We start from the raw sequence: 21553 nt of genomic DNA, 5'->3' as shown, positions 1-21553 counted from the left end.
GTACTTTCGAGGGTGTTGAGGGGGGAGTCCGGGCCCGCGGGAACGCTGCGCGGCATGGGCTCCGTACGAGAGGAGCACTGCGCGAAATGGCCATCATCGAGACCGAAGCGACGCTGCACGACGCGCACCGCGACAACCACACGCACCGCGATGTCAACGGTGGCTGGCTGCGCCCCGCGGTGTTCGGCGCGATGGACGGACTCGTCTCGAACCTGGCCCTGATGACCGGTGTCGCGGGCGGCGCCGTTTCGCAGCAGACGATCATCATCACCGGGCTCTCCGGCCTTGCCGCCGGCGCCTTCTCCATGGCCGCCGGCGAGTACACCTCCGTCGCCTCTCAGCGCGAGCTGGTCGAGGCCGAACTCGACGTCGAGCGGCGGGAGTTGAGGAAGCACCCGGCGGACGAGGAGCGGGAGCTCGCCGACCTCTACATGTCGCGTGGCGTGGAGCCCGACCTCGCCCGGGAAGTGGCGCGCCAGCTGTCGAAGGACCCCGAGCAGGCCCTGGAGATCCACGCGCGCGAGGAGCTGGGCATCGACCCCGGCGACCTGCCGTCGCCGACCGTCGCCGCCGTCTCCTCCTTCGGGTCCTTCGCCCTCGGCGCCCTGCTTCCGCTGCTGCCCTATCTGCTGGGTGCGAGCGCCCTGTGGCCCGCGGTCCTGCTCGCGCTCGTCGGCCTCTTCGCCTGTGGGGCGATCGTGGCCAAGGTGACGGCGCGGTCCTGGTGGTTCAGCGGGGTGCGCCAGCTGGCTCTCGGCGGTGCCGCGGCGGGTGTGACGTATCTCCTGGGCAGCCTGTTCGGTACGGCCGTAGGATGACGCCCCAGTGATGGCTATACGGACCCCTGTATAAGTAGCCGTTACTTGGCGGTTTCGATTGCTTAACGGCGGGGCATGAGCCGTAAGCGCTGCGGGCAACGACGCCCGCCTCGCTCATGGACCCGCGGACATCGATCTGCCCGTGAAGGTCGCTTTTTCCGCCGCTGTTCCGTCATCGGGAGCGGCACCGCCACCGCCACCGCGGTGTCCGCATGCTGGAACGGAGTATCCGGTTCCCGAGAACCGCTCCATCATGTAACTTGTACGAAATTTGCACCCCAGCAGAGGGCCAACGTCGTCCCTCGGCAGATGTCATATGCCACGCAAAACGACGACGGGAGAGCCGATGCGCACGCCGCGCCAGCCGTCCCAGCACTCCATGAACCAGCCGTTCATGGATGCTCGCCCTGCAGCCCAGGGCATGTACGACCCCCGTAACGAGCACGACGCCTGCGGCGTCGGCTTCGTGGCCACCCTCACCGGCGAGGCGAGCCACGCGCTGGTCGAACAGGCGCTCACGGTTCTGCGCAACCTGGAGCACCGAGGTGCCACCGGTTCCGAGCCCGACTCGGGTGACGGAGCGGGCATCCTGTCCCAGGTCCCGGACGCCTTCCTGCGTGCCGCGGTCTCCTTCGATCTGCCCGAGGCCGGCGCGTACGCGGTCGGCATCGCCTTCCTGCCCGTCGACGAGGCCGACAACGCCGCCGCCGTCTCACAGATCGAGACGATCGCCGCCGCGGAGGGCCTCACCGTCCTCGGCTGGCGCGAGGTGCCGGTCGCCCCGCAGCTCCTCGGCGCCACCGCCCGCTCGACGATGCCGGCCTTCCGCCAGATCTTCGTCTCGGACGCCGACGGCACCGCGAAGGACATCGCGCTCGACCGCAAGGCCTTCGTCCTGCGCAAGCGCGCCGAGCGCGAGGCCGGCGTGTACTTCCCGTCGCTCTCCGCCCGCACCATCGTCTACAAGGGCATGCTGACCACCGGCCAGCTCGAGCCCTTCTTCCCCGACCTTTCGGACCGCCGATTCGCATCTGCGATCGCGCTCGTCCACTCGCGGTTCTCCACGAACACCTTCCCGAGCTGGCCGCTCGCGCACCCGTACCGCTTCGTCGCGCACAACGGTGAGATCAACACGGTCAAGGGCAACCGGAACTGGATGAAGGCGCGCGAGTCGCAGCTCGCCTCCGACCTGTTCGGCGCCGAGGACCTGTCGCGGATCTTCCCCGTCTGTACGCCCGACGCCTCGGACTCGGCGTCCTTCGACGAGGTGCTCGAACTGCTGCACCTCGGCGGCCGCTCCCTGCCGCACAGCGTCCTGATGATGATCCCGGAGGCCTGGGAGAACCACGCCTCCATGGCGGCCGACCGCCGCGCCTTCTACCAGTTCCACTCCGCGATGATGGAGCCCTGGGACGGCCCGGCGTGCGTGACCTTCACCGACGGTACGCAGGTGGGTGCCGTTCTCGACCGCAACGGTCTGCGTCCCGGCCGCTACTGGGTCACCGACGACGGCCTCGTCGTCCTCGGCTCCGAGGTCGGCGTCCTCGACATCGACCCCGCGAAGGTCGTCAAGAAGGGCCGTCTGCAGCCCGGACGGATGTTCCTCGTCGACACCGCCGAGCACCGCATCATCGAGGACGACGAGATCAAGGCCGGCCTGGCCGCCGACAAGCCGTACGGCGAGTGGCTGGAGGCCGGTGAGATCGAGCTCGAGGACCTCCCCGAGCGCGAGCACATCGTTCACACCCACGCCTCGGTCACCCGCCGCCAGCAGACCTTCGGCTACACCGAGGAAGAGCTGCGCGTCATCCTCACGCCGATGGCCAAGACCGGCGGCGAGCCGCTCGGCTCCATGGGCACGGACTCGCCGATCGCGGCGCTCTCCGCCCGCCCGCGGCTGATCTTCGACTACTTCACCCAGCTGTTCGCGCAGGTCACGAACCCGCCGCTGGACGCCATCCGCGAGGAGCTCGTCACCTCGCTGCGCTCCACCCTCGGCCCGCAGGGCAACCTGCTCGACCCGAGCGCGGCCTCCTGCCGTTCGGTCACCCTGCCCTTCCCGGTGATCGACAACGACGAGCTGGCCAAGCTCATCCACATCAACGCCGACGGCGACATGCCCGGCATGAAGGCCGCGACCCTGTCCGGCCTGTACCGGGTCTCCGGCGGCGGCGACGCGCTCGCCGCCCGCATCGAGGAGATCTGCGCCGAGGCCGACGCCGCCATAGAGGCCGGCGCCCGCCTGATCGTGCTCTCCGACCGGCACTCCGACGCCGAGCACGCGCCGATCCCGTCGCTGCTGCTCACCGCGGCCGTCCACCACCACCTCATCCGTACGAAGCAGCGCACCGAGGTGGGCCTGCTCGTCGAGGCGGGCGATGTGCGCGAGGTCCACCACGTGGCCCTCCTCATCGGCTTCGGCGCCGCGGCCGTCAACCCGTACCTGGCGATGGAGTCCGTCGAGGACCTGGTCCGCGCCGGCACGTTCCTGCCCGGCGTCGAGGCCGAGCAGGCCATCCGCAACCTGATCTACGCGCTCGGCAAGGGCGTCCTCAAGGTCATGTCCAAGATGGGCATCTCGACCGTCGCCTCCTACCGCGGCGCCCAGGTCTTCGAGGCCGTCGGCCTCGACGAGGCCTTCGTCGACAAGTACTTCAACGGCACCGCGACGAAGATCGGCGGCGCCGGTCTCGACGTCATCGCCAAGGAGGTCGCCGCCCGTCACGCGAAGGCGTACCCGGCGAGCGGCATCGCGCCCGCGCACCGCGCCCTCGACATCGGCGGCGAGTACCAGTGGCGCCGCGAGGGCGAGCCGCACCTGTTCGACCCGGAGACGGTCTTCCGCCTCCAGCACGCCACGCGCAACCGCCGCTACGACATCTTCAAGAAGTACACGGGCCGCGTGAACGAGCAGTCGGAGCGTCTGATGACGCTGCGCGGCCTCTTCGGCTTCAGGAGCGGCCGCGAGGCGATCTCCATCGACGAGGTCGAGCCGGTCAGCGAGATCGTCAAGCGGTTCTCCACGGGCGCCATGTCGTACGGCTCCATCTCCAAGGAGGCGCACGAGACCCTCGCCATCGCCATGAACCAGCTGGGCGCCAAGTCCAACACCGGTGAGGGCGGCGAGGACGCGGACCGGCTGTACGACCCGGCGCGCCGCTCCAGCATCAAGCAGGTCGCCTCCGGCCGCTTCGGTGTCACGAGCGAGTACCTGGTCAACGCGGACGACATCCAGATCAAGATGGCGCAGGGCGCCAAGCCCGGCGAGGGCGGCCAGCTGCCCGGCCACAAGGTCTACCCGTGGGTCGCCAAGACGCGTCACTCGACGCCGGGCGTCGGGCTCATCTCGCCGCCGCCGCACCACGACATCTACTCCATCGAGGACCTGGCCCAGCTGATCCACGACCTGAAGAACGCGAACCCGCAGGCGCGGATTCACGTGAAGCTGGTCTCCGAGGTCGGCGTCGGCACCGTCGCCGCGGGTGTCTCCAAGGCGCACGCCGACGTGGTGCTCATCTCCGGCCACGACGGCGGTACGGGCGCCTCTCCGCTCACCTCCCTCAAGCACGCCGGCGGTCCCTGGGAGCTCGGCCTCGCCGAGACCCAGCAGACCCTGCTGCTCAACGGCCTGCGCGACCGCATCGTCGTCCAGACCGACGGCCAGCTCAAGACCGGCCGCGACGTCGTCATCGCCGCGCTGCTCGGCGCCGAGGAGTTCGGTTTCGCGACCGCGCCGCTCGTCGTCTCCGGCTGCGTCATGATGCGCGTCTGCCACCTGGACACCTGCCCGGTCGGCATCGCCACGCAGAACCCCGTCCTGCGCGAGCGGTTCTCCGGCAAGGCCGAATTCGTCGTGAACTTCTTCGAGTTCATCGCCGAAGAGGTCCGCGAGATCCTGGCCGAGCTCGGCTTCCGCACCATCGAGGAGGCCGTCGGCCACGCCGAACTCCTCGACACCGAGCGGGCCGTGGACCACTGGAAGGCCCAGGGCCTCGACCTCGAGCCCCTCTTCTACGTCCCCGAGCTGCCCGAGGGCGCCGTGCGCCACCAGGTGATCACTCAGGACCACGGCCTGGAGAAGGCCCTGGACAACGAGCTGATCAAGCTGGCCGCCGACGCGCTCGCCGCGAACGCGCAGGCGGACGCCCAGCCGGTCCGCGCCCAGGTCGCGATCCGCAACATCAACCGCACGGTCGGCACCATGCTCGGCCACGAGGTGACGAAGAAGTTCGGTGGCGCGGGCCTGCCCGACGACACCATCGACATCACCTTCACCGGCTCCGCGGGCCAGTCGTTCGGCGCGTTCGTGCCGCGCGGTGTCACCCTGCGCCTGGAGGGCGACGCCAACGACTACGTCGGCAAGGGCCTGTCAGGCGGCCGCATCGTGGTCCGCCCGGACCGCGGCGCCGACCACCTCGCCGAGTACTCGACGATCGCGGGCAACACGATCGCGTACGGCGCCACGGGCGGCGAGCTGTTCCTGCGCGGCCGCACCGGCGAGCGCTTCTGCGTCCGCAACTCGGGCGCGACGGTCGTCTCGGAGGGCGTGGGCGACCACGGCTGCGAGTACATGACCGGTGGCCGCGCGGTCGTTCTCGGCGAGACCGGACGCAACTTCGCGGCCGGCATGTCCGGCGGTATCGCGTACGTCGTCGACCTGGACCTCGACAACGTGAACGCCGCGTCCCAGACGGCCGTCGAGGCCCTGGACGACACCGACAAGCAGTGGCTGCACGACGTCGTGCGCCGCCACGCCGAGGAGACCGGCTCGACGGTCGCCGAGAAGCTCCTCGCGGAGTGGACGGTGGCGGTGGACCGCTTCAGCAAGATCATCCCCAGCACGTACAAGGCAGTGCTCGCCGCCAAGGACGCCGCCGAGCGAGCCGGACTCTCCGAGTCCGAGACCACCGAGAAGATGATGGAGGCGGCGACCAATGGCTGATCCCAAGGGCTTTCTCAACCATGGCCGCGAGGTCGCCAAGACCCGTCCGGTCGGCGAGCGCGTGCGGGACTGGAACGAGGTCTACGTTCCCGGCTCCCTGCTCCCCATCATCAGCAAGCAGGCCGGCCGCTGCATGGACTGCGGCATCCCGTTCTGCCACAACGGCTGCCCGCTCGGGAACCTGATCCCCGAGTGGAACGACTACGCGTACCGCGAGGACTGGTCGGCGGCGCAGGAGCGACTGCACGCCACCAACAACTTCCCGGAGTTCACCGGCCGCCTCTGCCCGGCGCCCTGTGAGTCGGCGTGTGTGCTCGGCATCAACCAGCCGGCCGTCACCATCAAGAACGTCGAGGTCTCGATCATCGACCAGGCGTGGGACCGCGGCGACGTCGCGCCCCAGGCCCCGGAGCGCCTCTCCGGCAAGACCGTCGCCGTCATCGGCTCGGGCCCGGCGGGCCTCGCCGCCGCCCAGCAGCTGACGCGGGCCGGCCACACGGTCGCCGTCTACGAGCGCGCCGACCGCATCGGCGGCCTGCTCCGCTACGGCATCCCCGAGTTCAAGATGGAGAAGCGCCACATCAACCGCCGCATCGAGCAGATGCGCGCGGAGGGCACCAAGTTCCGTACGGGCGTGGAGATCGGCCGCGACATAGACGCCGCGAAGCTGCGCAAGCGCTATGACGCCGTGGTCATCGCCGCCGGTGCCACGACCGCCCGCGACCTGCCGGTCCCGGGACGTGAACTCAAGGGCGTCTACCAGGCGATGGAGTACCTGCCCCTGGCCAACAAGGTCCAGGAGGGCGACTACGTCACCACGCCCGTCTCCGCCGAGGGCAAGCACGTCGTCGTCATCGGCGGCGGCGACACCGGCGCGGACTGTGTGGGCACCGCCCACCGCCAGGGCGCGGCCTCGGTCACGCAGCTGGAGATCATGCCGCGTCCGGGCGAGGACCGGAACGCGGGCCAGCCCTGGCCGACGTTCCCCATGCTCTACAAGGTGACGTCCGCGCACGAGGAGGGCGGCGAGCGGGTCTACTCCGTCTCGACCACCCACTTCGAGGGCGACGAGGACGGCAACGTCCAGTACCTGCACCTCGTCGAGGTGGAGTTCATCGACGGCAAGCTGACGCAGAAGCCGGGCACGGAGCGCAAGATCCCCGCCCAGCTGGTCACGCTCGCGATGGGCTTCACGGGCACGGACCAGGACAACGGCCTCGTCTCCCAGTTCGCCCTGGACCTCGACGCGCGCGGCAACGTGGCGCGCGACGACGAGTTCCAGACCAACGTCCCCGGCGTCTTCGTCGCCGGTGACGCGGGCCGCGGCCAGTCCCTCATCGTGTGGGCCATCGCGGAGGGCCGCTCGGCCGCCCGCGGGGTCGACCGCTTCCTGACCGGAGCCAGCGAACTGCCGGCTCCGATCCGCCCGACGGACCGCTCCCTGACCGTCTGACCGACGCGAAGGCGGCCTGAAGGCCCCCAAAAAAGACGTCCCGTACAACGGCGTACGGAACTGAGCGCGACGCTCGCCCGAACTGTCCCCGACCGGACGCCTGGGCGGGCGTCGCGGTGCGTCGGCCCTCTGCCGCGCCGCGGCCACCTATTGCGTGACGAGCCGGAGCGGATGGTGCGGGTCGCGGGGGCACACGGCGATGGTCAGGCGGCCGCGGCCGGGGGAGACGCGGGTCGGGACGTTGTCGCGGCGGACCGTGCTGACCTCCCGGTCCTCGTACGGGATCCAGCTGGTGGTGGCAGGGTCCCACTCGCGCCGGTCCGCCGTCAGGAGCGGGAGGAGTTCCGTTGCGCAGGCGGAGCAGTTCAGCGATGCCGGGCCGGTGAGGTTCCAGGCGATGTAGCCGCCGACCTTCCAGCCGGGCGCCGTGGACAAGTCGGAGATGTACTGCGGTCCTTCGTCCTCCTCGGGCCCTTCCCACGCGTCGATACGGTCCTGCAGGGCCGTGTCCAGGTCCTCGAGGTACGGGTGCTCGACGACCTCTTCGGGGAACAGCGCACAGGCCGCCGGCACGAGTTCGCCACGGCCTACGACTTCGGGTGCCGGCTGCTGATCGAGTGTCCGGGTCACGTCCTGGGACCGTCGCCGTCGCAGCTGCACATGGGGTTCGTGACGGCTCTCGCCGTGCCTCTCGAAACCGCACCAGAAGACCTGGAGCAGGTCTCCTTCGCCACTCTCGGGCAGGCCGGGAACATCGCGGCGGTACAGCTGGGCCACGGCGATCATCGGGATGGGGTCCGTGTCGGCGAGATGCGGGGCGTGCCGGCCCCGTTTGAAACCGGCCAGCATCTCGCGCTCCTCACGGTTCGGCCCACTCCGTGGATCGCGCCGCCACGCCCGCTCGAGGATCTCGCGTTCGCGCAGCACGTCGGAGTAGCGGTAGCCGCTGCCGCGCTTGTGAGGGATCGCGCAGACCGGCCAGGGCTCGTCGCGCGGCCACAGCATCGGACCGCCGACGGAGCTCTCGTGCACCGAGGGGGTACCGCGCCTCGGGTGCAGCCGGGTGGCCGTGCGGCGCAGCGCGCTCAGCTCGGGGAAGCGGTCCTCGACATCGACAGGCCGAGGCGGGGTGGTACGTGGCATGGTCAGGGCTCCCAGGGGTTACGGCACCCGGTACGTCTCCCCGTACACCTTCCACACCAGCGGTGTCTTCAGGGTCAGGTTGCCGTCGTAGAGGAACTGGCGCTGGGCCGTGTCGATGCGGGTGGTGTCGCGGTTCGGCTTCTTCGCCTTCATCGCAGCCCGGCGCACGTCGAGGAAGATGTCGAGGTACGCCTTCTCCTTGCCGCCCTGCGCCGGGGTGTCCGCCTCCCGCATGGCCTTCTCGCGCAGGCCGTAGAAGCCGTTCGGGCCCGTGCCGGGGCCGTGCAGGACCATCGCGTCGTAGTAGACGAACTGGCCGAGCGTGCCCAGGCCGTCGAGCTTGGCGAGGCGGACGGCCGGGTCGAAGTAGACACGGTCGCGCTCGGAGTTCTGGGCGGCGCGGAAGGCGGGGTCGGTCGCCTCCTTCTTCCACGCCGCGGTGAAGCCGGGGTCGAGGCCCTCGTGGGAGTCCGTGCCGTCGACCTTGCGCAGGGCGGGCAGATAGCGGGCGAGACCGTTGTCCGGGTAGGCCTTCGTGTACCGCTCGACGAGGGTGAGCAGGTCGTGCGTGCCGGTGCAGAAGCCGATGATCCCGGCCGTGTAGCCCTGCCCGTCCTTGATGTCCTCGATGTAGCCGTACTGGCCGCGCCAGTCGAGCGTCGAGTTCTCCGCGCTGGCCACGATCTGCTGGGCGAGGTCCTTCTTCGCGGGCGCGGCGAGGCCGGGCGGCAGGTCGGCGATGGCGTCGTCGTCGGCCTTCTTCTCCGCGGCGGCCTTGGCGGCCGCGGCGTCCTCGACGGACTGGTGCGACGTGGACGAGCCGTGCGAGCCGCCCTTGCCGTCGTCGTGCCCCGGCGTGAAGAGGAACACCGCGACCGTGGCGACCGGAGCCACGGCCAGAAGTATGCAGCCTGCGCGTTTCATGCGGCTCAGATTACGTGGCGGACGCACCGGCTTCGGCGTCCGCTTCTATTGACCAGAAGTCAATCCGACGCCTGATGGACGACGCAGGCAAGCGGCGGATCCTCGAACTCCCCGCGTTCCAGGAGCAGGCGCAGGCACAGGAGCGAGACCAGGGCCAGGAGCAGGAGCAGGCGGAGTGACAGCCCGTCGTCCTACGGCTGCTTGAGGAACGTCAGCGCCATGAGGAGTACGAACAGCCCCGCGCACGCCGAGACCTGTACCAGGGTGCGGCGGGCTCGGGGCGCGTACGCGAGGGCGAGGGTCGCCGCGCCGCCCGTGAGCAGGCCGCCCAAGTGGCCCTGCCAGGAGGCGAATCCGGCCGAGATCAGCATCCACAGCAGGAAGTACGCCATGAACCGGTTGACGCCGCTCATGTCCGCGCCCACGCGCCGCGCCGTCACGTAGTACGCGGCGCCGAGCCCGAAGATCGCGCCCGAGGCGCCGACCGTGAGGGTGCCCGGGGCGATCAGGTAGACGAGCACGGAGCTGCCGAACGCGGACAGGAGATAGACGGCGAGGTAGCGGACGCGGCCCAGCTGCGTCTCGACGACGCGGCCGAGGGTCCACAGCGAGTACATGTTGAACAGGATGTGCAGGATCCCGAAGACACCCTCGGTGGCCGGCATGTGGAGGAACGCGCCGGTGATCATCCGGTACCACTCGCCCGCCACCACCCCCTCCGCGTGGAAGTCGGCCGGGAACCCGTCCTGGTACACGTAATGCCCGCCGTCAGGGCCGACGAGCCCCGCGCCCAGCATCCCGAACCGGTCCACGACGGCCGGGCGCACCAGCTCGGCGAGGTAGGCCACGATGTTCAGGCCGATGAGGACGTACGTGACGAGCGGGACGGCCGACACCCGTCCGCCGAAGACCGTGCGGGCCTGGCGGACCGAGCGGACGCCCTCCTTCACGCAGTCGGGGCAGTGGTGGCCGACGGCCGCCGATCGCATGCAGTCGGGGCAGATCGGCCGCTCGCAGCGGGTGCAGCCGACGTAGGTCTCCACCTTGGGATGGCGGTAGCAGGTGGTGACCGCGGGGGTCGTGGCGGGCTGGGACTCGGCATCCACGGCCGGCTCCTCTGAGGTTCGGGGAGGGGGACAGAGCCGGTGGGGACGGCGGCGAACAAAATAGCGAACGCCGTCAGGTGCCGGTGCCCGGGGTGTCGGTCAGCCAGGCGGCGGCCCGCGCGAGCGCCGCGTCCGCCTCGGGCAGGAACCCGGCCGCGCCCAGGAACCCGTGGAACACCCCCGGATACAGCGCCACCTCCGCCCGCACCCCGGCCCGCGCGAGACGCCGCGCGTAGGCGAGCCCCTCGTCGCGCAGCGGGTCGCAGTCCGCGAGGAGCACGAGGGCGGGCGGCAGGCCGTCGAGGTCGGCTGCGAGCCCGGGCGAGGCGGCGACGGGATCGCCGCCGGAGCCGAGGTACTGCTCCCAGTACCAGCGCATATGGGCCGTCGTGTGGAAGAACCCCCGCTCGAACGCCGCCGGGGACTCGCCGCCGAGCCGGTGGTCGAGCACCGGGTACAGCAGCAACTGGCCCGCGACCGCAGGCCCCTCGGGATCGCCCTGCGCCCGCTGCGCGACGGCGGCGGCCAGGTTCCCGCCGCTGGAGTCCCCGGCGACGAACAGCCGGTCCGGGTCGCACCCCAGGTCCCGCGCGTGCGCGGCGGCCCACCGTGCCACGGCGTACGCGTCGTGGGAGGCGGCCGGGAAGGGGTGCTCGGGGGCACGCCGGTAGTCGACGGATACGACCGACGCACCGGACAGCGCGGCGAGTTGGCGGCAGATCCCGTCGTGCGTGTCGAGGTCGCAGAGCACCCACCCGCCGCCGTGCAGGAACACCACGAGCGGGCGCGGGCCGTCGGACCCGGGTTCGTAGATCCGTACGGGCACGGGGGCGTCGAGATCCGGCGAGGACACCCGCCGTTCGGTCACCGACCGCATCGGGACGGCCGGCTTCCCGATCCCCGCCCGCGCGGCGGCCCGCAGGGCGTCCGCGTCGAGGGGGCCGTCGGCCGGGTCGGGGAACATGGCCGACATGGCGTCGCACAGCGTGCGCGCCTGCGGGGTGAGGGGGTCGTGCGCCGTCATCCCGTCGTCGACCCCCCGTCCACCGTGAACTCCGTGCCGGTGATGTACGAGGAGGCGTCCGACGCCAGGAAGAGGACCAGCTCACCGACCTCCTCGGGGCGGCCCATCCGGCCCAGCGGCAGATGCGACCAGTCCTTGGCGGAGACCCCGGCGATCATCGGGGTGTCGATGGCGCCCGGGTGCACCGAGTTGACGCGGATCCCGTACCCCGCCAGGTCGAGCGCCGAGGACCGGGTCAGGCCGCGAAGACCGAACTTCGTGGAGCCGTACGCGGCGTGCCCCGGGATGCCGATGAGACCCGCCGTCGACGAGACGTTGACGACCGATCCGCCGCCTGCCTCCCTCATCGCGGGCACCACGGCCTGGATGCCGAGGAACGGGCCGAGCAGGTTGACCCGGATCAGCTGCTCGAAGTTCTCCAGGGTTTCCCGCTCGACCGGGGCGGTGCGCCACAGTGCCGCGTTGTTGACCAGCGCGTCGATGCGTCCGAAGGCGCCGAGCGCGGCATCGACGACCGCGCCCCAGCTGTCCGGGTCCGACACGTCGTGCCGCACGAACAGCCCTTGCCCGCCCAGCGACTCGGCGACCTCGGCGCCCTCCTCCTCCCGCACGTCCGTGACCACGACCCGCGCGCCTGCCGCGGCGGCGAGAGCGGCCTCCGCCGCGCCCTGGCCGCGACCCGCGCCCGTGATGACAACGACCTTGCCGTCCAGTGAGACCGTCACTTCGCCTCCAGTGCCCGGAAGTGCGGGATGACCTTCTCGCCCCACTGGCGGATGGTCTCCATGCACGCCTCCTGCGGGACCGTGCCCATCTGGATCAGGCACATCACCTCGTCCACGCCGATCTCGCGCAGCTGCTCGACGTACGAGATCGCGGTGTCCGCGGAACCGTAGGCGTGTTCGGCGTTGTAGGTGCCGGTGTCGACCGGGCGGGCCGGGATGTTCGCCTCGTGCAGCTTGGCGACGAGCTCCTCGCGGTCCTTGGCCATCGCGGCCACGTGGTCGGCGGTGTCCTCGGACTCCGCGTAGGAAGTGGGCGCGGGCGCGTTCCCGTACCAGTGCGCGATCGACTCGGCGAAGAAGCGCTGGCCGCGCGTGCCGAGGCGCAGCGCGAGGTCCGCGTCGTCGAGGACGATCGTCGGGCAGAGCGCCGAGAGGTGGTCGTTGACCTCGGTGGACACGAAGCGCTCGCCGGTGCGGGTCGCGATGGCCTCGTCGTAGACCTTGCGCATCGTGCGGACGTCGTCGGCGCCGGCGAAGCCCATCACCAGGGCCCCGATGCCGAGTTCGGCCGCGAGCTTGAGCGTGTCGTGCTTGGAGCAGGCCATGAAGAGCGGCGGGTGCGGGTTCTGCACCGGGCGGGGCAGGATCGCGCCGGGCCCGATGTCGATCGAGCCGTGCCACTCGAACTGCTCCTCGCGCCACGCCGAGGAGAAGATCCGCAGGGCCTCCTCCATCTGCGGATACGTGTCCTCGGGGCGGACCCCGTACATGCGCATCTCCTGCTTCGTCGCGCCGCGACCCGCGCCGATGTCGACGCGGCCGCCGGTCAGCGAGTCGAGCATCGCGGCCCGCTCGGCGACGCGGACCGGGTGCTGGTAGCCGAAGGGCATCGTGACGACGCCATGCCCGATGCGGATCCGGGACGTCCTGGCCGCGACCCAGGTCAGGAAGATCTCGGACGCGCTCATGTGGGCGTACTGGGTGAGGGAGTGGTGCTCGACCGCCCAGATGCGGTCGAAGCCCATCTCCTCGGCGAAGACGGCCTGTTCGACGCAGTCCTTGAGGACCTGGCGCTCGTTCTCTGGCGTCGGGTCGGCGAGCTGAGCCTCGAAGATCATGGAGAACTTCACGGGGGATCCTCCCGGGGATGTGTTTCTAATAGGAATACTTCTAGCAGGCATACGCATGGCGAGGGAAGGGGCTACGTAGACTGCGTGCGTGGTGAAGAAGAAGGCGGTAGACGACGCGGCCGGCGCGGGGCGCCCCGCACTCCCGGCGACCAGCTGGGCGGTGCTCGGACTGCTCTCCTTCGGTGAGGAGCTGTCCGGCTACGACCTGAAGAAGTGGTCCGACTGGTCCCTGCGCTTCTTCTACTGGAGCCCGTCGTTCAGTCAGATCTACAGCGAGCTCAAGCGCCTGGAGCAGGCCGGTTACGCGACCTCGCGGATGGTCGCGCAGGAGACCGGCACCCGCGACAAGCGGGTCTACCGGATCACCGGCGAGGGTATGGAGGCCGTGCGGACCTGGGCGCGCGAGGCGCCCGTCGACCCGCCCGTCCTCAAGCACGGGCCCATGCTGCGGCTCTGGCTCGGGCACCTGCTCGAAGGCGAGCAGATGCGTGAAGTGCTCGCGCGGCACCGGGAGTTCGCCGAGACGATGCGGGTGCGCGCGGAGGAGGACGTGGAGGGCGCCAAGGGCAACGAGGCCTGGACGTACCCCACGCTCACACTCAAGTGGGCCGAGCGGTACTACGCCTCCGAGCGCGACCTCGCCGACGCCATGCTCGCGGACATCGAGGAGCTGGAGCGCGGCAAGCGCCCGTAGGTGCGCCGGAAGTAGAGCAGCGGCCCCGCGTCGCGGTGCGTGGTCAGTGAGGTGACCCGGCCGAGTGCGATGGCGTGGTCGCCGCCGTCGAGCACGTCGGCGACTTCGCACTCGATCGTGGCGAGCGCCCCGTCGAGCAGGGGGGCGCCGTTGCCGCCCGGCCGCCAGGGCGTGTCGGCGAACTTGTCGCCGCCGGTCACCGCGAAGCGCCGGCACAGCTCGCGCTGGTCCTCGGCGAGGACGTTGACGGCGAACCGGCCCGCCGCCCTGATCCGCGGCCAGGTCGTCGAGGTGTGTGCCGGGCAGAAGCAGACCAGGGGCGGGTCGAGCGAGACCGACGAGAACGACTGCACGGCCATGCCCGTGGGCCGGCCGTCTCCGTCGAGCGCCGTGATGACCGCGACGCCCGTACAGAAACCGGCGAGGGCGGACTTCAGGTCCTCGGCCGAGGTGGCGGGGTGGGTGGGGATCGGCATGCGAGGCCTCCAAGGAATGTGCCTACTAGGTATATGCCTAACCGAAACACCTGTGATTGGATACCGGCCACGCTCGCACGTCAAGTACCCCTGATCACAGGGAGGGTTCGTGACCAGCACCACCCCACCGCGTACGCTCGCCCAGCTTCCCGAGTACGCCGCCGCCACGTACGGCGACCGGGAGGCACTCGCCGACGGCGAGGTCCGCTGGACCTTCAGCCGGCTGCGCGACGAGATCGCCGCGGCCTCGCGCGCCGCCGTCGCGCACGGCGTACGCCCCGGCACCCGCGTCGCGATCTGGGCCGCCAACAGCCGTCAGTGGATCCTCGCCGCACTGGGCACGGTCGGTGCCGGGGCGGTCCTCGTCCCGGTCAACACGCGCTACAAGGCGGCCGAGGCCGCCGACATCATCCGCCGCAGCGGCGCCGAACTCCTCTTCACGGAGCGCGGCTTCCTCGGCACCGACTACGTCCACACACTCCGCGCGAGCGGCGAGGACCTCGGCGCCCTGCGCTCCGTGGTCGTCCTCCGCGGCGACGCGCACGACGACGCTCTCGCATGGGAGACGTACCTGAAGGCGGGCGAAGGAGTCACCGACACCGAACGCCTGGCCCGCGCCGCCGCCGTGGGTCCCGACGACCTCAGCGACATCCTCTACACCTCCGGCACCACGGGCCGCCCCAAGGGCGTGATGACGACACACGGACAGACGGTCCGCCTCTACCAGGAGTGGTCGCACCAGGTCACCTTGAGAACCGGCGACCGCTACCTCCTGCTGAACCCGTTCTTCCACACCTTCGGCTACAAGGCGGGCATCATTGCCTGCCTGCTGCGCGGCGTCACGATGCTGCCCGAGGAGGTCTACGACGCGGACCGCGTCCTGGAACGCATCGCCACCGAACGCGTCTCCTGCCTCATGGGCCCGCCGACGATCTTCCACGGCCTGATCCACCACCCCCACCGGAACGAAGCGGACCTCGGAGCGCTGCGGCTCGCCGGAACCGGCGCCGCCGCCGTCCCGACCGAACTGGTCGAACTGATCCGCACCGAACTCGGCGCCCCCGACGTGTTCACGGCGTACGGACTCACCGAGTCGGGCGGCGTCGTCTCCGTCTGCCCCACGGACGCCGACGCGTGGACGGTCGCGCACACGGTGGGCCGCGCGCTGCCCGGCACCGAGATCCGGATCGCCTCACCGCTGGGCGACGAACTGCCCGCCGGCGAACCGGGCGAGGTACAGGTGCGCGGCTACCACGTGATGCGCGGCTACCTGGACGACGAAACAGCGACCCGCGAGGCGGTTCCCCAGGACGGCTGGCTCCGCACGGGCGACATCGGCGCTCTCGACGAACGCGGCTTTCTCACCATCACGGACCGGCTCAAGGACATGTACGTCGTGGGCGGGTTCAACGCGTACCCGGCCGAGGTCGAGAACACCCTCCTGGGCCACGAACTGATCGTCGACGCGGCCGTGGTCGGCGCCCCGGACGAACGGCTGGGCGAGGTAGGAGTCGCCTTCATCGTCGTATCCACACCCGTGGACGCGGAGCAGCTCACCGCATGGACGCGCGAGCGCCTGGCCAACTTCAAGGTGCCGCGCCGCTTCGTGACCGTCCGCGAGCTGCCGCGCAACGCGGGCGGCAAGCTCCTGAAAGGCGCGCTGCGCAGCAAGGCGAGAGAGGACCGGGCATGAACTTCACCAGGGAACAGGACGAACTGCGCTCCGCCGTACGGACGGTGCTGACCCGGCACGAGGACGCGGCCGCGTGGGGCCCGCTCACCGAGGCGGTCGGCGCGGCGGGCCTCGGGGTGCCGGAGGAGTACGGGGGGTACGGCGGCGGCACGGTGGAGACGTGCGTGGTCATGGAGGAACTGGGCCGGGCACTCAGCCCGGTTCCGTACCTGGCCTCCACCGTCCTGGTCACACAGGCACTGCTCGCGTCCGGCGACGCGCGGGCCTGCGCGGAGCTGCTCCCCGAGCTCGCCGACGGCACGGCGGTGGGAGCGCTGGCCTGGGCGGAGAACGGAAGCTGGGAGCCCCAGGCGATGAGCGCCCGGGGCCGAGCGGGCCGTCTCACGGGAGTGAAGGACCACGTCCTGACGGGCCCGGAACGCCCGGACATCCTGCTGGTCCTGGCCCAAGGCGACGCCGGACCTGGACTGTTCCAAGTCGACGTCCGCGAAGCCGAGTTCACGCCTCTGCCCACCATGGACCAGACCCGCCCCCAGGCCCGAGTCGCCTTCGACGGGTCCCCGGCAGAACTCCTCGCGGCCAATGGCGAACGTGTCCTGTCCCGAGTGCGGGACCTCGCCTGCACAGCGCTGGCGGCGGAACAGACAGGCGCCGCAAGCCGCGCACTCGCGGACACCGTGCAGTACGCCAAGAACCGTGTGCAGTTCGGGCGGCCCATCGGCTCGTTCCAGGCGGTCAAGCACCGCATCGCAGACCTGCACGTACAACTGGAGGCGGCACGCTCACTGGCACAGGCGGCCGCGCACTCCGACGCCGCACCCCACCTGGCGGCAGCAGCGAAAGCCGCCTGCTCCCAGGCGTACACGCACATCGCCGGCGAGATGATCCAGTTGCACGGAGGCATAGGCATCACCTGGGAACACGAGGCGCACCGCCACCTGAAGCGGGCCCACTCGGGCCGTCACCTGTTCGGCACCCCGTCGGCCCATCGCCAACGGCTTGCCGACAGGCTGGGCCTGACCTCAGTGGCGTAGCCTCGGCACTCCCGCCACACGAGAGCACCATCGGAGCCGCCCAATGCCCGGGATCACTGACAACGGCGTACGGCTGCTGCCCGCGGCGGAACGGACGGCTGTGCCCTGGAAGAACGGCGGCGGGGTCACCCGCGACATCGCGGCGTCGCCACCGGACGCGGGGACGGACGACTTCGTGTGGCGGGTGAGCCTCGCGGAGGTCGAGGGCGACGGCCCGTTCTCGGCGTTCCCCGAGGTCGACCGGACCCTGACGATGGCCGAGGGCGCCGGCATGGAACTGACGCTCGGCGGCGAACAGAGAACCGTGGACGAGCGCTACGTGCCACAGGACTTCCGAGGCGACGTCCCGACCGACTGCCACCTCATCGACGGTCCAGTGGTGAACTTCAACGTCATGTGGCGCAGGGGAGCGGGCACGCCCCCGGCGGTGGCAGTGGTCCGAGGCCGCCTCACCATCACCGGCAGGGTCCTGGTCGTAGCCCTCGACGAACAGGGTGCCGACTTCGCCGACGTGACGCTCAACCACTACGACGCGGCGCTGATGGACTCCACCACTGGCAGGGCAGCCCTCCACGCCAGAGGACGCACCGCCGTAGTCACGTTCCACTGAGCGCGACAACGGCCGCGAGAGGAAGGCCCCACCGGCCGGCAGCCGCCCCCCGACGGGAGGGGACGTGGCGGGATGTGCGCGCGGAGCCACCCCAGGGAGCGCGCGGGACGCAGCCCTCTGGTGCCCAGAACCCATAGAACGGCGAGCACGTACATCCCGCCGCGGCCCCGCACCCACGAACGGCGAGACGAAGCACGCACGGTTCCGCACTCCCGAACGGCGAGGCGAAGCACGCACGGCGCGGCACTGGCGAACGCCGAGACGGGACAAGTACGGCCCGCACTCCCAAACGGCGAGACGAAGCACGCACGGTGCCGCACTCCCGAACGGCGAGGCGAAGTACGCACGGCGCGGCACCCGCGAGCGGCGAGACGTAGCAAGTACGGCCCGCACTCCCAAACGGCGAGGCGAAGTACGCACGGCGCGGCACTGGCGAACGCCGAGACGGGACAAGTGCGGCCCGCACTCCCAAACGGCGAGGCGAAGCACGCACGGCGCGGCACCCGCGAGCGGCGAGACGTAACAAGTACGGCCCGCACTCGCGAACGGCGAGACGAAGCACGCACGGCGCGGCACCCGCGAGCGGCGAGACACACCAAGCACGGCGTCGCACTCCCAAATGGCAAGCCGCGCCAAGAACGGCCCCGCACCCACGAACGGCGAGACGCCTCACGGCCAAGGCCGCGAGGCGCACCGCACCGCACCACGCCCGAACCGAGCACGGGAGCGCGTCAGCCCTCCAGCACCCGAGCCCGGCAAGCCGCAGGCGCCCCCCAGGCGTCCCGCAGCGGTCGAGCCTTGCGCAGCCACAGCGACAGGTCCAGCTCCTGCGTGTAGCCGATGGCCCCATGGAGCTGAAGCGCAGCCCGCGCCGCCGCGTAAGACGCCTCACCCGCAGCGACCTTCGCGGCAGCGATGTCCCCGGGCGCAAGCGAGAGCGCCGCCCCGAAGACCAGAGGCCGCGCGAACTCCAGCCCCGTGAGCGCGTCCGCGAGCCGGTGCTTCACGGCCTGGAAGGAGCCGATGGGTACGCCGAACTGGGTGCGCTGCGTGACGTATTCGACGGTCCGGTGCAGCAGGGAGAGCCCCACGCCGAGCGACTGCGCGGCGGTGAGGAACGAGGCCAGGTCCACAGCCCGCGCCGCAGCGTCCCGCACCTCCGGCCCCCGCGCGAGCAGCGTCCCACCCTCCGCGGGAGCGTAGAGCCGGCGCGCAGGATCGGCGGACGGCAGCAGAGGCCCGTGGCCGCCGGAGGCGAGCCGCAGCTCGTCACCGCTGACGACGAAGACGGCGTCGGCGGAATCCGCGTCAAGGACGTACGGGGACGAGGAGTCCACACCCAAGGTCACGACGGCGTCCCCGGAGGCGATCCGGGGAAGCCATTCCTTGGCGACATCAGGCAGGCAGCCCAACAGCCGGGCAGCGGCGGCAGTCTCCACCACGGGTCCAGGCACCCCGTGGCGCCCCAACTCCACATAGGAGAGGGCCAGTTCGACCGGCAGGAACCCCGCCCCGTCGAACGCCTCGGGAACGCCGAGCGCGAAGACCCCCGTCCCACCCAGCCGCTCCCACAAGGCCCGCCCGGGCCCGTGATCGCCGGACGACCAGGCCCGGATCACAGTGGGCGTATCCGCGGAGCCCAGAAGCCGATCGAGCGTGCGCGCGAACTCGGCCTGCTCCGCGTCGAGGAGGAACCTCATCAGCGCCGTCCCTTCGGCAGGCCGAGCAGCCGCTCGGCGATGATGTCGCGCTGGATCTCGTTGGTCCCCGCATAGATGGGCCCGGCGAGCGAGAAGACGTACCCCTCGCCCCACCCTCCGTCGTCGGTCAGCTCCCCGCCCGCGCCGAGAAGATCGAGCGCGGTCTCATGCAGGGCGATGTCGTACTCCGACCAGAACACCTTGTTCAGACTGGACTCGGCACCGATCGTCTGGCCGGCAGCGAACCGCGACGCATTGGCGTACGTGAACAACTGATACGCGCGCGCCCCGATCAAGGCATCGGCGACGCGATCGCGCGTGCCCGCGTCCTCCCCGCGCTCGCGCCACAGCCGCGCGAGCCGGTCGGCGGAAGCGAGGAAGCGCCCGGGGGAGCGCAGGGTGAGCCCTCGCTCGTTGCCCGTCGTGGACATCGCGATCCGCCACCCGTTGCCCGGCTCGCCGATGACGTCCGCGTCGGGTACGAAGACACGGTCGAGGAACAGCTCGGCGAACGCGGGCTTCCCGTCGAGGCGTCCGATGGGCCGCACGGTCACCCCGGGCGCCCGCAGGTCGAACATCAGGTAGGTCAGGCCCTGGTGGGGCTTGGGCGCGTCAGGGTCCGTACGGAAGATCCCGAAGGCGCGGTCGGCGAAGGCGGCCCGGGAGGACCAGGTCTTCTGCCCGGACAGCAGCCAGCCCCCCTCGGTGCGCACGGCCTTGGACTTCAGGGAAGCCAGGTCGGAACCGGCCTCGGGCTCGGACCAGGCCTGCGCCCAGATCGTCTCGCCGCTCGCCATGGACGGCAGCACCCGGGCCCGCTGCTCGGGGGTGCCGTGGTCGAAGAGGGTCGGCGCGAGCAGGTTGATGCCGTTCTGCGAGACACGGCCCGGGGCGCCCGCGGCGTAGTACTCCTCCTCGAAGAGCAGCCACGCAAAGATGTCGGCGCCCCGCCCCCCGTACTCCTCGGGCCAGGACACCACCGACCAGCGGCCGGCGTGGAGCTCGGCCTCCCACACGCGGTGCGCGGCGAACCCTTCCTCGGTCTCCAGGGACGGCAGCGGCTCGTCCGGGACATGCGAGGCGAGCCACTCACGTGCCTCGGCGCGGAACGCGTCCTCGGCGGGTGTGAAGTCGAGGTCCATCAGGCGTTCGCCTCCTTCATCGCGCGTACGTCCATGCCGCCGAGGGAGTCCTTCGCCGTCTCCGCGTTGTGCGCGTGGGCGAGATGGTGCAGGCCGAACACGGAGTCCATGCCCGCGTGCAGGCCCTGAAGGTCCTCCGCCTGGTTCACCGCCCGCTTGGTGAGGGCGAGTCCGAGCCGCGGCATCTCGGCGACGCGCAGCGCCAACGCGTCCGTCGTCCCGGCCAGTTCGCCGCGCGGTACGACGCGGTTGACCATCCCCACCTCGTAGGCCCGGCGGGCGCTCATCCGGTCGCCGGTGAACAGGAACTCCTTGGCGACGCGCGGCGGCATCACCCACGGGTGCGCGAAGTACTCGACGCCGGGGATCCCCATGCGCACGACGGGATCCGCGAAGAACGCGTCGTCGGAGGCCACGATCAGGTCGCAGACCCACGCGAGCATCAGTCCGCCCGCCACACACGCCCCGTGGACCGAGGCGATCACCGGCTTCGGCAGCTCGCGCCAGCGCCGGCACATGCCGAGATACACCTCCGACTCACGGGCGAACCGCGACTCGGCGCCCTGCTTGTCCGAGTGGTCCCACCAGAGCCCGGCCCGCCGCTCGAAGGGCAGATGCGCGTCCCGCTCCGGGGTGCCGATGTCGTGCCCCGCGGAGAAGTGGTCACCCGCGCCGGCCAGGACGACGACCTTGACATCGGGGTCGTCGGCCGCGCGGTAGAAGGCGGCGTCCAGGGCGTAGGTCATCGCCGAGTTCTGCGCGTTGCGGTACCGCGGACGGTTCATCGTCACGTACGCGACCGGGCCGCGGCGCTCGTACAGGACGGGCTCGGCCGGGGCGGGCGCGGGGCCGTCCTGCGCGACGCGCTCGGGGCTGTCGTGGGCTGCGGGCATCGGAAACATCCTTCCCTAACAAGTGTTTGGTAGGTTAACGTACGTC

17 protein-coding genes are annotated in these 21553 nt (G+C 70.9%); 7 read left to right on the top strand and 10 right to left on the bottom strand.

Annotated elements, in window-relative coordinates:
• The first annotated feature begins 86 nt into the window (after positions 1–86).
• From LGI35_RS14035 to LGI35_RS14025, 3 genes are all read left to right on the top strand, one after another.
• Positions 87–818, top strand: a complete 732-nt coding sequence (locus tag LGI35_RS14035; protein ID WP_100592271.1) for a VIT1/CCC1 transporter family protein — start codon at positions 87–89, stop codon at positions 816–818.
• Positions 819–1164: 346 nt separating this feature from the next.
• Positions 1165–5760, top strand: coding sequence for a glutamate synthase large subunit (gene gltB, locus LGI35_RS14030; protein WP_227294190.1), 4596 nt, complete (start codon positions 1165–1167; stop codon positions 5758–5760).
• Complete coding sequence (locus LGI35_RS14025) at positions 5753–7213, top strand: glutamate synthase subunit beta (RefSeq protein WP_227294189.1); 1461 nt, start codon at positions 5753–5755, stop codon at positions 7211–7213. Before gltB ends, LGI35_RS14025 begins: the two co-directional genes overlap by 8 nt.
• Before the next feature lie 147 nt (positions 7214–7360).
• Here the strand turns inward: LGI35_RS14025 and LGI35_RS14020 are convergent, their stop codons facing one another.
• From LGI35_RS14020 to LGI35_RS13995, 6 genes are all read right to left on the bottom strand, one after another.
• A complete protein-coding gene (locus LGI35_RS14020) occupies positions 7361–8356 on the bottom strand; it encodes a hypothetical protein (RefSeq protein WP_227294188.1) in 996 nt (331 codons plus the stop codon).
• Positions 8357–8374: 18 nt separating this feature from the next.
• Complete coding sequence (locus tag LGI35_RS14015) at positions 8375–9280, bottom strand: chitosanase (RefSeq protein WP_227294187.1); 906 nt, start codon at positions 9278–9280, stop codon at positions 8375–8377.
• A 191-nt stretch (positions 9281–9471) separates the two neighbouring features.
• Positions 9472–10386: a rhomboid family intramembrane serine protease gene (locus LGI35_RS14010; RefSeq protein WP_227294186.1), complete on the bottom strand. Its 915-nt coding sequence runs from the start codon at positions 10384–10386 to the stop codon at positions 9472–9474.
• A 73-nt stretch (positions 10387–10459) separates the two neighbouring features.
• The gene (locus LGI35_RS14005) at positions 10460–11410 is read right to left on the bottom strand and encodes an alpha/beta hydrolase (protein WP_227294185.1); all 951 of its coding nucleotides are present in this window, start codon (positions 11408–11410) and stop codon (positions 10460–10462) included.
• Positions 11407–12135: a glucose 1-dehydrogenase gene (locus tag LGI35_RS14000; protein ID WP_227294184.1), complete on the bottom strand. Its 729-nt coding sequence runs from the start codon at positions 12133–12135 to the stop codon at positions 11407–11409. Before LGI35_RS14000 ends, LGI35_RS14005 begins: the two co-directional genes overlap by 4 nt.
• Positions 12132–13265: an LLM class flavin-dependent oxidoreductase gene (locus tag LGI35_RS13995; RefSeq protein WP_227294183.1), complete on the bottom strand. Its 1134-nt coding sequence runs from the start codon at positions 13263–13265 to the stop codon at positions 12132–12134. Before LGI35_RS13995 ends, LGI35_RS14000 begins: the two co-directional genes overlap by 4 nt.
• A gap of 88 nt (positions 13266–13353) precedes the next feature.
• Between LGI35_RS13995 and LGI35_RS13990 the strand changes: the two genes are divergently transcribed.
• Positions 13354–13959, top strand: coding sequence for a PadR family transcriptional regulator (locus tag LGI35_RS13990; RefSeq protein ID WP_227294182.1), 606 nt, complete (start codon positions 13354–13356; stop codon positions 13957–13959).
• Here LGI35_RS13990 and LGI35_RS13985 read toward each other — a convergent pair.
• On the bottom strand, positions 13884–14435 hold the full coding sequence (locus tag LGI35_RS13985; RefSeq protein ID WP_227294181.1) for a flavin reductase family protein: 552 nt from the start codon (positions 14433–14435) through the stop codon (positions 13884–13886). The two genes, LGI35_RS13990 and LGI35_RS13985, sit on opposite strands and share 76 nt — an antisense overlap.
• Before the next feature lie 109 nt (positions 14436–14544).
• Between LGI35_RS13985 and LGI35_RS13980 the strand changes: the two genes are divergently transcribed.
• Genes LGI35_RS13980 through LGI35_RS13970 form a run of 3 tightly spaced genes read left to right on the top strand, consistent with a single transcriptional unit; the run spans position 14545 to position 17772 of the window.
• Positions 14545–16128: a FadD3 family acyl-CoA ligase gene (locus LGI35_RS13980; protein WP_227294180.1), complete on the top strand. Its 1584-nt coding sequence runs from the start codon at positions 14545–14547 to the stop codon at positions 16126–16128.
• Positions 16125–17162, top strand: coding sequence for an acyl-CoA dehydrogenase family protein (locus tag LGI35_RS13975; protein WP_227294179.1), 1038 nt, complete (start codon positions 16125–16127; stop codon positions 17160–17162). The genes LGI35_RS13980 and LGI35_RS13975 overlap by 4 nt, the downstream gene beginning before the upstream one ends.
• A gap of 43 nt (positions 17163–17205) precedes the next feature.
• The gene (locus LGI35_RS13970; protein ID WP_227294178.1) at positions 17206–17772 is read left to right on the top strand and encodes a HutD/Ves family protein; all 567 of its coding nucleotides are present in this window, start codon (positions 17206–17208) and stop codon (positions 17770–17772) included.
• A 731-nt stretch (positions 17773–18503) separates the two neighbouring features.
• Here LGI35_RS13970 and LGI35_RS13965 read toward each other — a convergent pair.
• The 3 genes from LGI35_RS13965 to LGI35_RS13955 are packed head-to-tail and all read right to left on the bottom strand — an operon-like array spanning position 18504 to position 21507.
• On the bottom strand, positions 18504–19472 hold the full coding sequence (locus LGI35_RS13965) for an acyl-CoA dehydrogenase family protein (RefSeq protein ID WP_227294177.1): 969 nt from the start codon (positions 19470–19472) through the stop codon (positions 18504–18506).
• Positions 19472–20614, bottom strand: a complete 1143-nt coding sequence (locus tag LGI35_RS13960) for an acyl-CoA dehydrogenase family protein (protein WP_227294176.1) — start codon at positions 20612–20614, stop codon at positions 19472–19474. The genes LGI35_RS13965 and LGI35_RS13960 overlap by 1 nt, the downstream gene beginning before the upstream one ends.
• Complete coding sequence (locus LGI35_RS13955) at positions 20614–21507, bottom strand: enoyl-CoA hydratase (RefSeq protein ID WP_227294175.1); 894 nt, start codon at positions 21505–21507, stop codon at positions 20614–20616. Before LGI35_RS13955 ends, LGI35_RS13960 begins: the two co-directional genes overlap by 1 nt.
• Between the last annotated feature and the right edge of the window lie 46 nt (positions 21508–21553).

This window comes from Streptomyces longhuiensis, from assembly GCF_020616555.1.
In the GTDB taxonomy this organism is placed as follows: domain Bacteria; phylum Actinomycetota; class Actinomycetes; order Streptomycetales; family Streptomycetaceae; genus Streptomyces; species Streptomyces longhuiensis.
Note: the sequence above shows the minus strand (reverse complement) of the source record. Positions and strands in the feature narration are given on the sequence as shown.

Coding starts and splice junctions, on each gene's coding strand:
- LGI35_RS13960 (WP_227294176.1), bottom strand. CDS start 20,614: ATGGACCTCGACTTCACACCCGCCGAGGACGCGTTCCGCGCCGAGGCA.
- LGI35_RS13955 (WP_227294175.1), bottom strand. CDS start 21,507: ATGCCCGCAGCCCACGACAGCCCCGAGCGCGTCGCGCAGGACGGCCCC.
- LGI35_RS14005 (WP_227294185.1), bottom strand. CDS start 11,410: ATGACGGCGCACGACCCCCTCACCCCGCAGGCGCGCACGCTGTGCGAC.
- LGI35_RS14035 (WP_100592271.1), top strand. CDS start 87: ATGGCCATCATCGAGACCGAAGCGACGCTGCACGACGCGCACCGCGAC.
- LGI35_RS14020 (WP_227294188.1), bottom strand. CDS start 8,356: ATGCCACGTACCACCCCGCCTCGGCCTGTCGATGTCGAGGACCGCTTC.
- LGI35_RS13965 (WP_227294177.1), bottom strand. CDS start 19,472: ATGAGGTTCCTCCTCGACGCGGAGCAGGCCGAGTTCGCGCGCACGCTC.
- LGI35_RS14025 (WP_227294189.1), top strand. CDS start 5,753: ATGGCTGATCCCAAGGGCTTTCTCAACCATGGCCGCGAGGTCGCCAAG.
- LGI35_RS13975 (WP_227294179.1), top strand. CDS start 16,125: ATGAACTTCACCAGGGAACAGGACGAACTGCGCTCCGCCGTACGGACG.
- LGI35_RS13970 (WP_227294178.1), top strand. CDS start 17,206: ATGCCCGGGATCACTGACAACGGCGTACGGCTGCTGCCCGCGGCGGAA.
- LGI35_RS13985 (WP_227294181.1), bottom strand. CDS start 14,435: ATGCCGATCCCCACCCACCCCGCCACCTCGGCCGAGGACCTGAAGTCC.
- LGI35_RS14015 (WP_227294187.1), bottom strand. CDS start 9,280: ATGAAACGCGCAGGCTGCATACTTCTGGCCGTGGCTCCGGTCGCCACG.
- gltB (WP_227294190.1), top strand. CDS start 1,165: ATGCGCACGCCGCGCCAGCCGTCCCAGCACTCCATGAACCAGCCGTTC.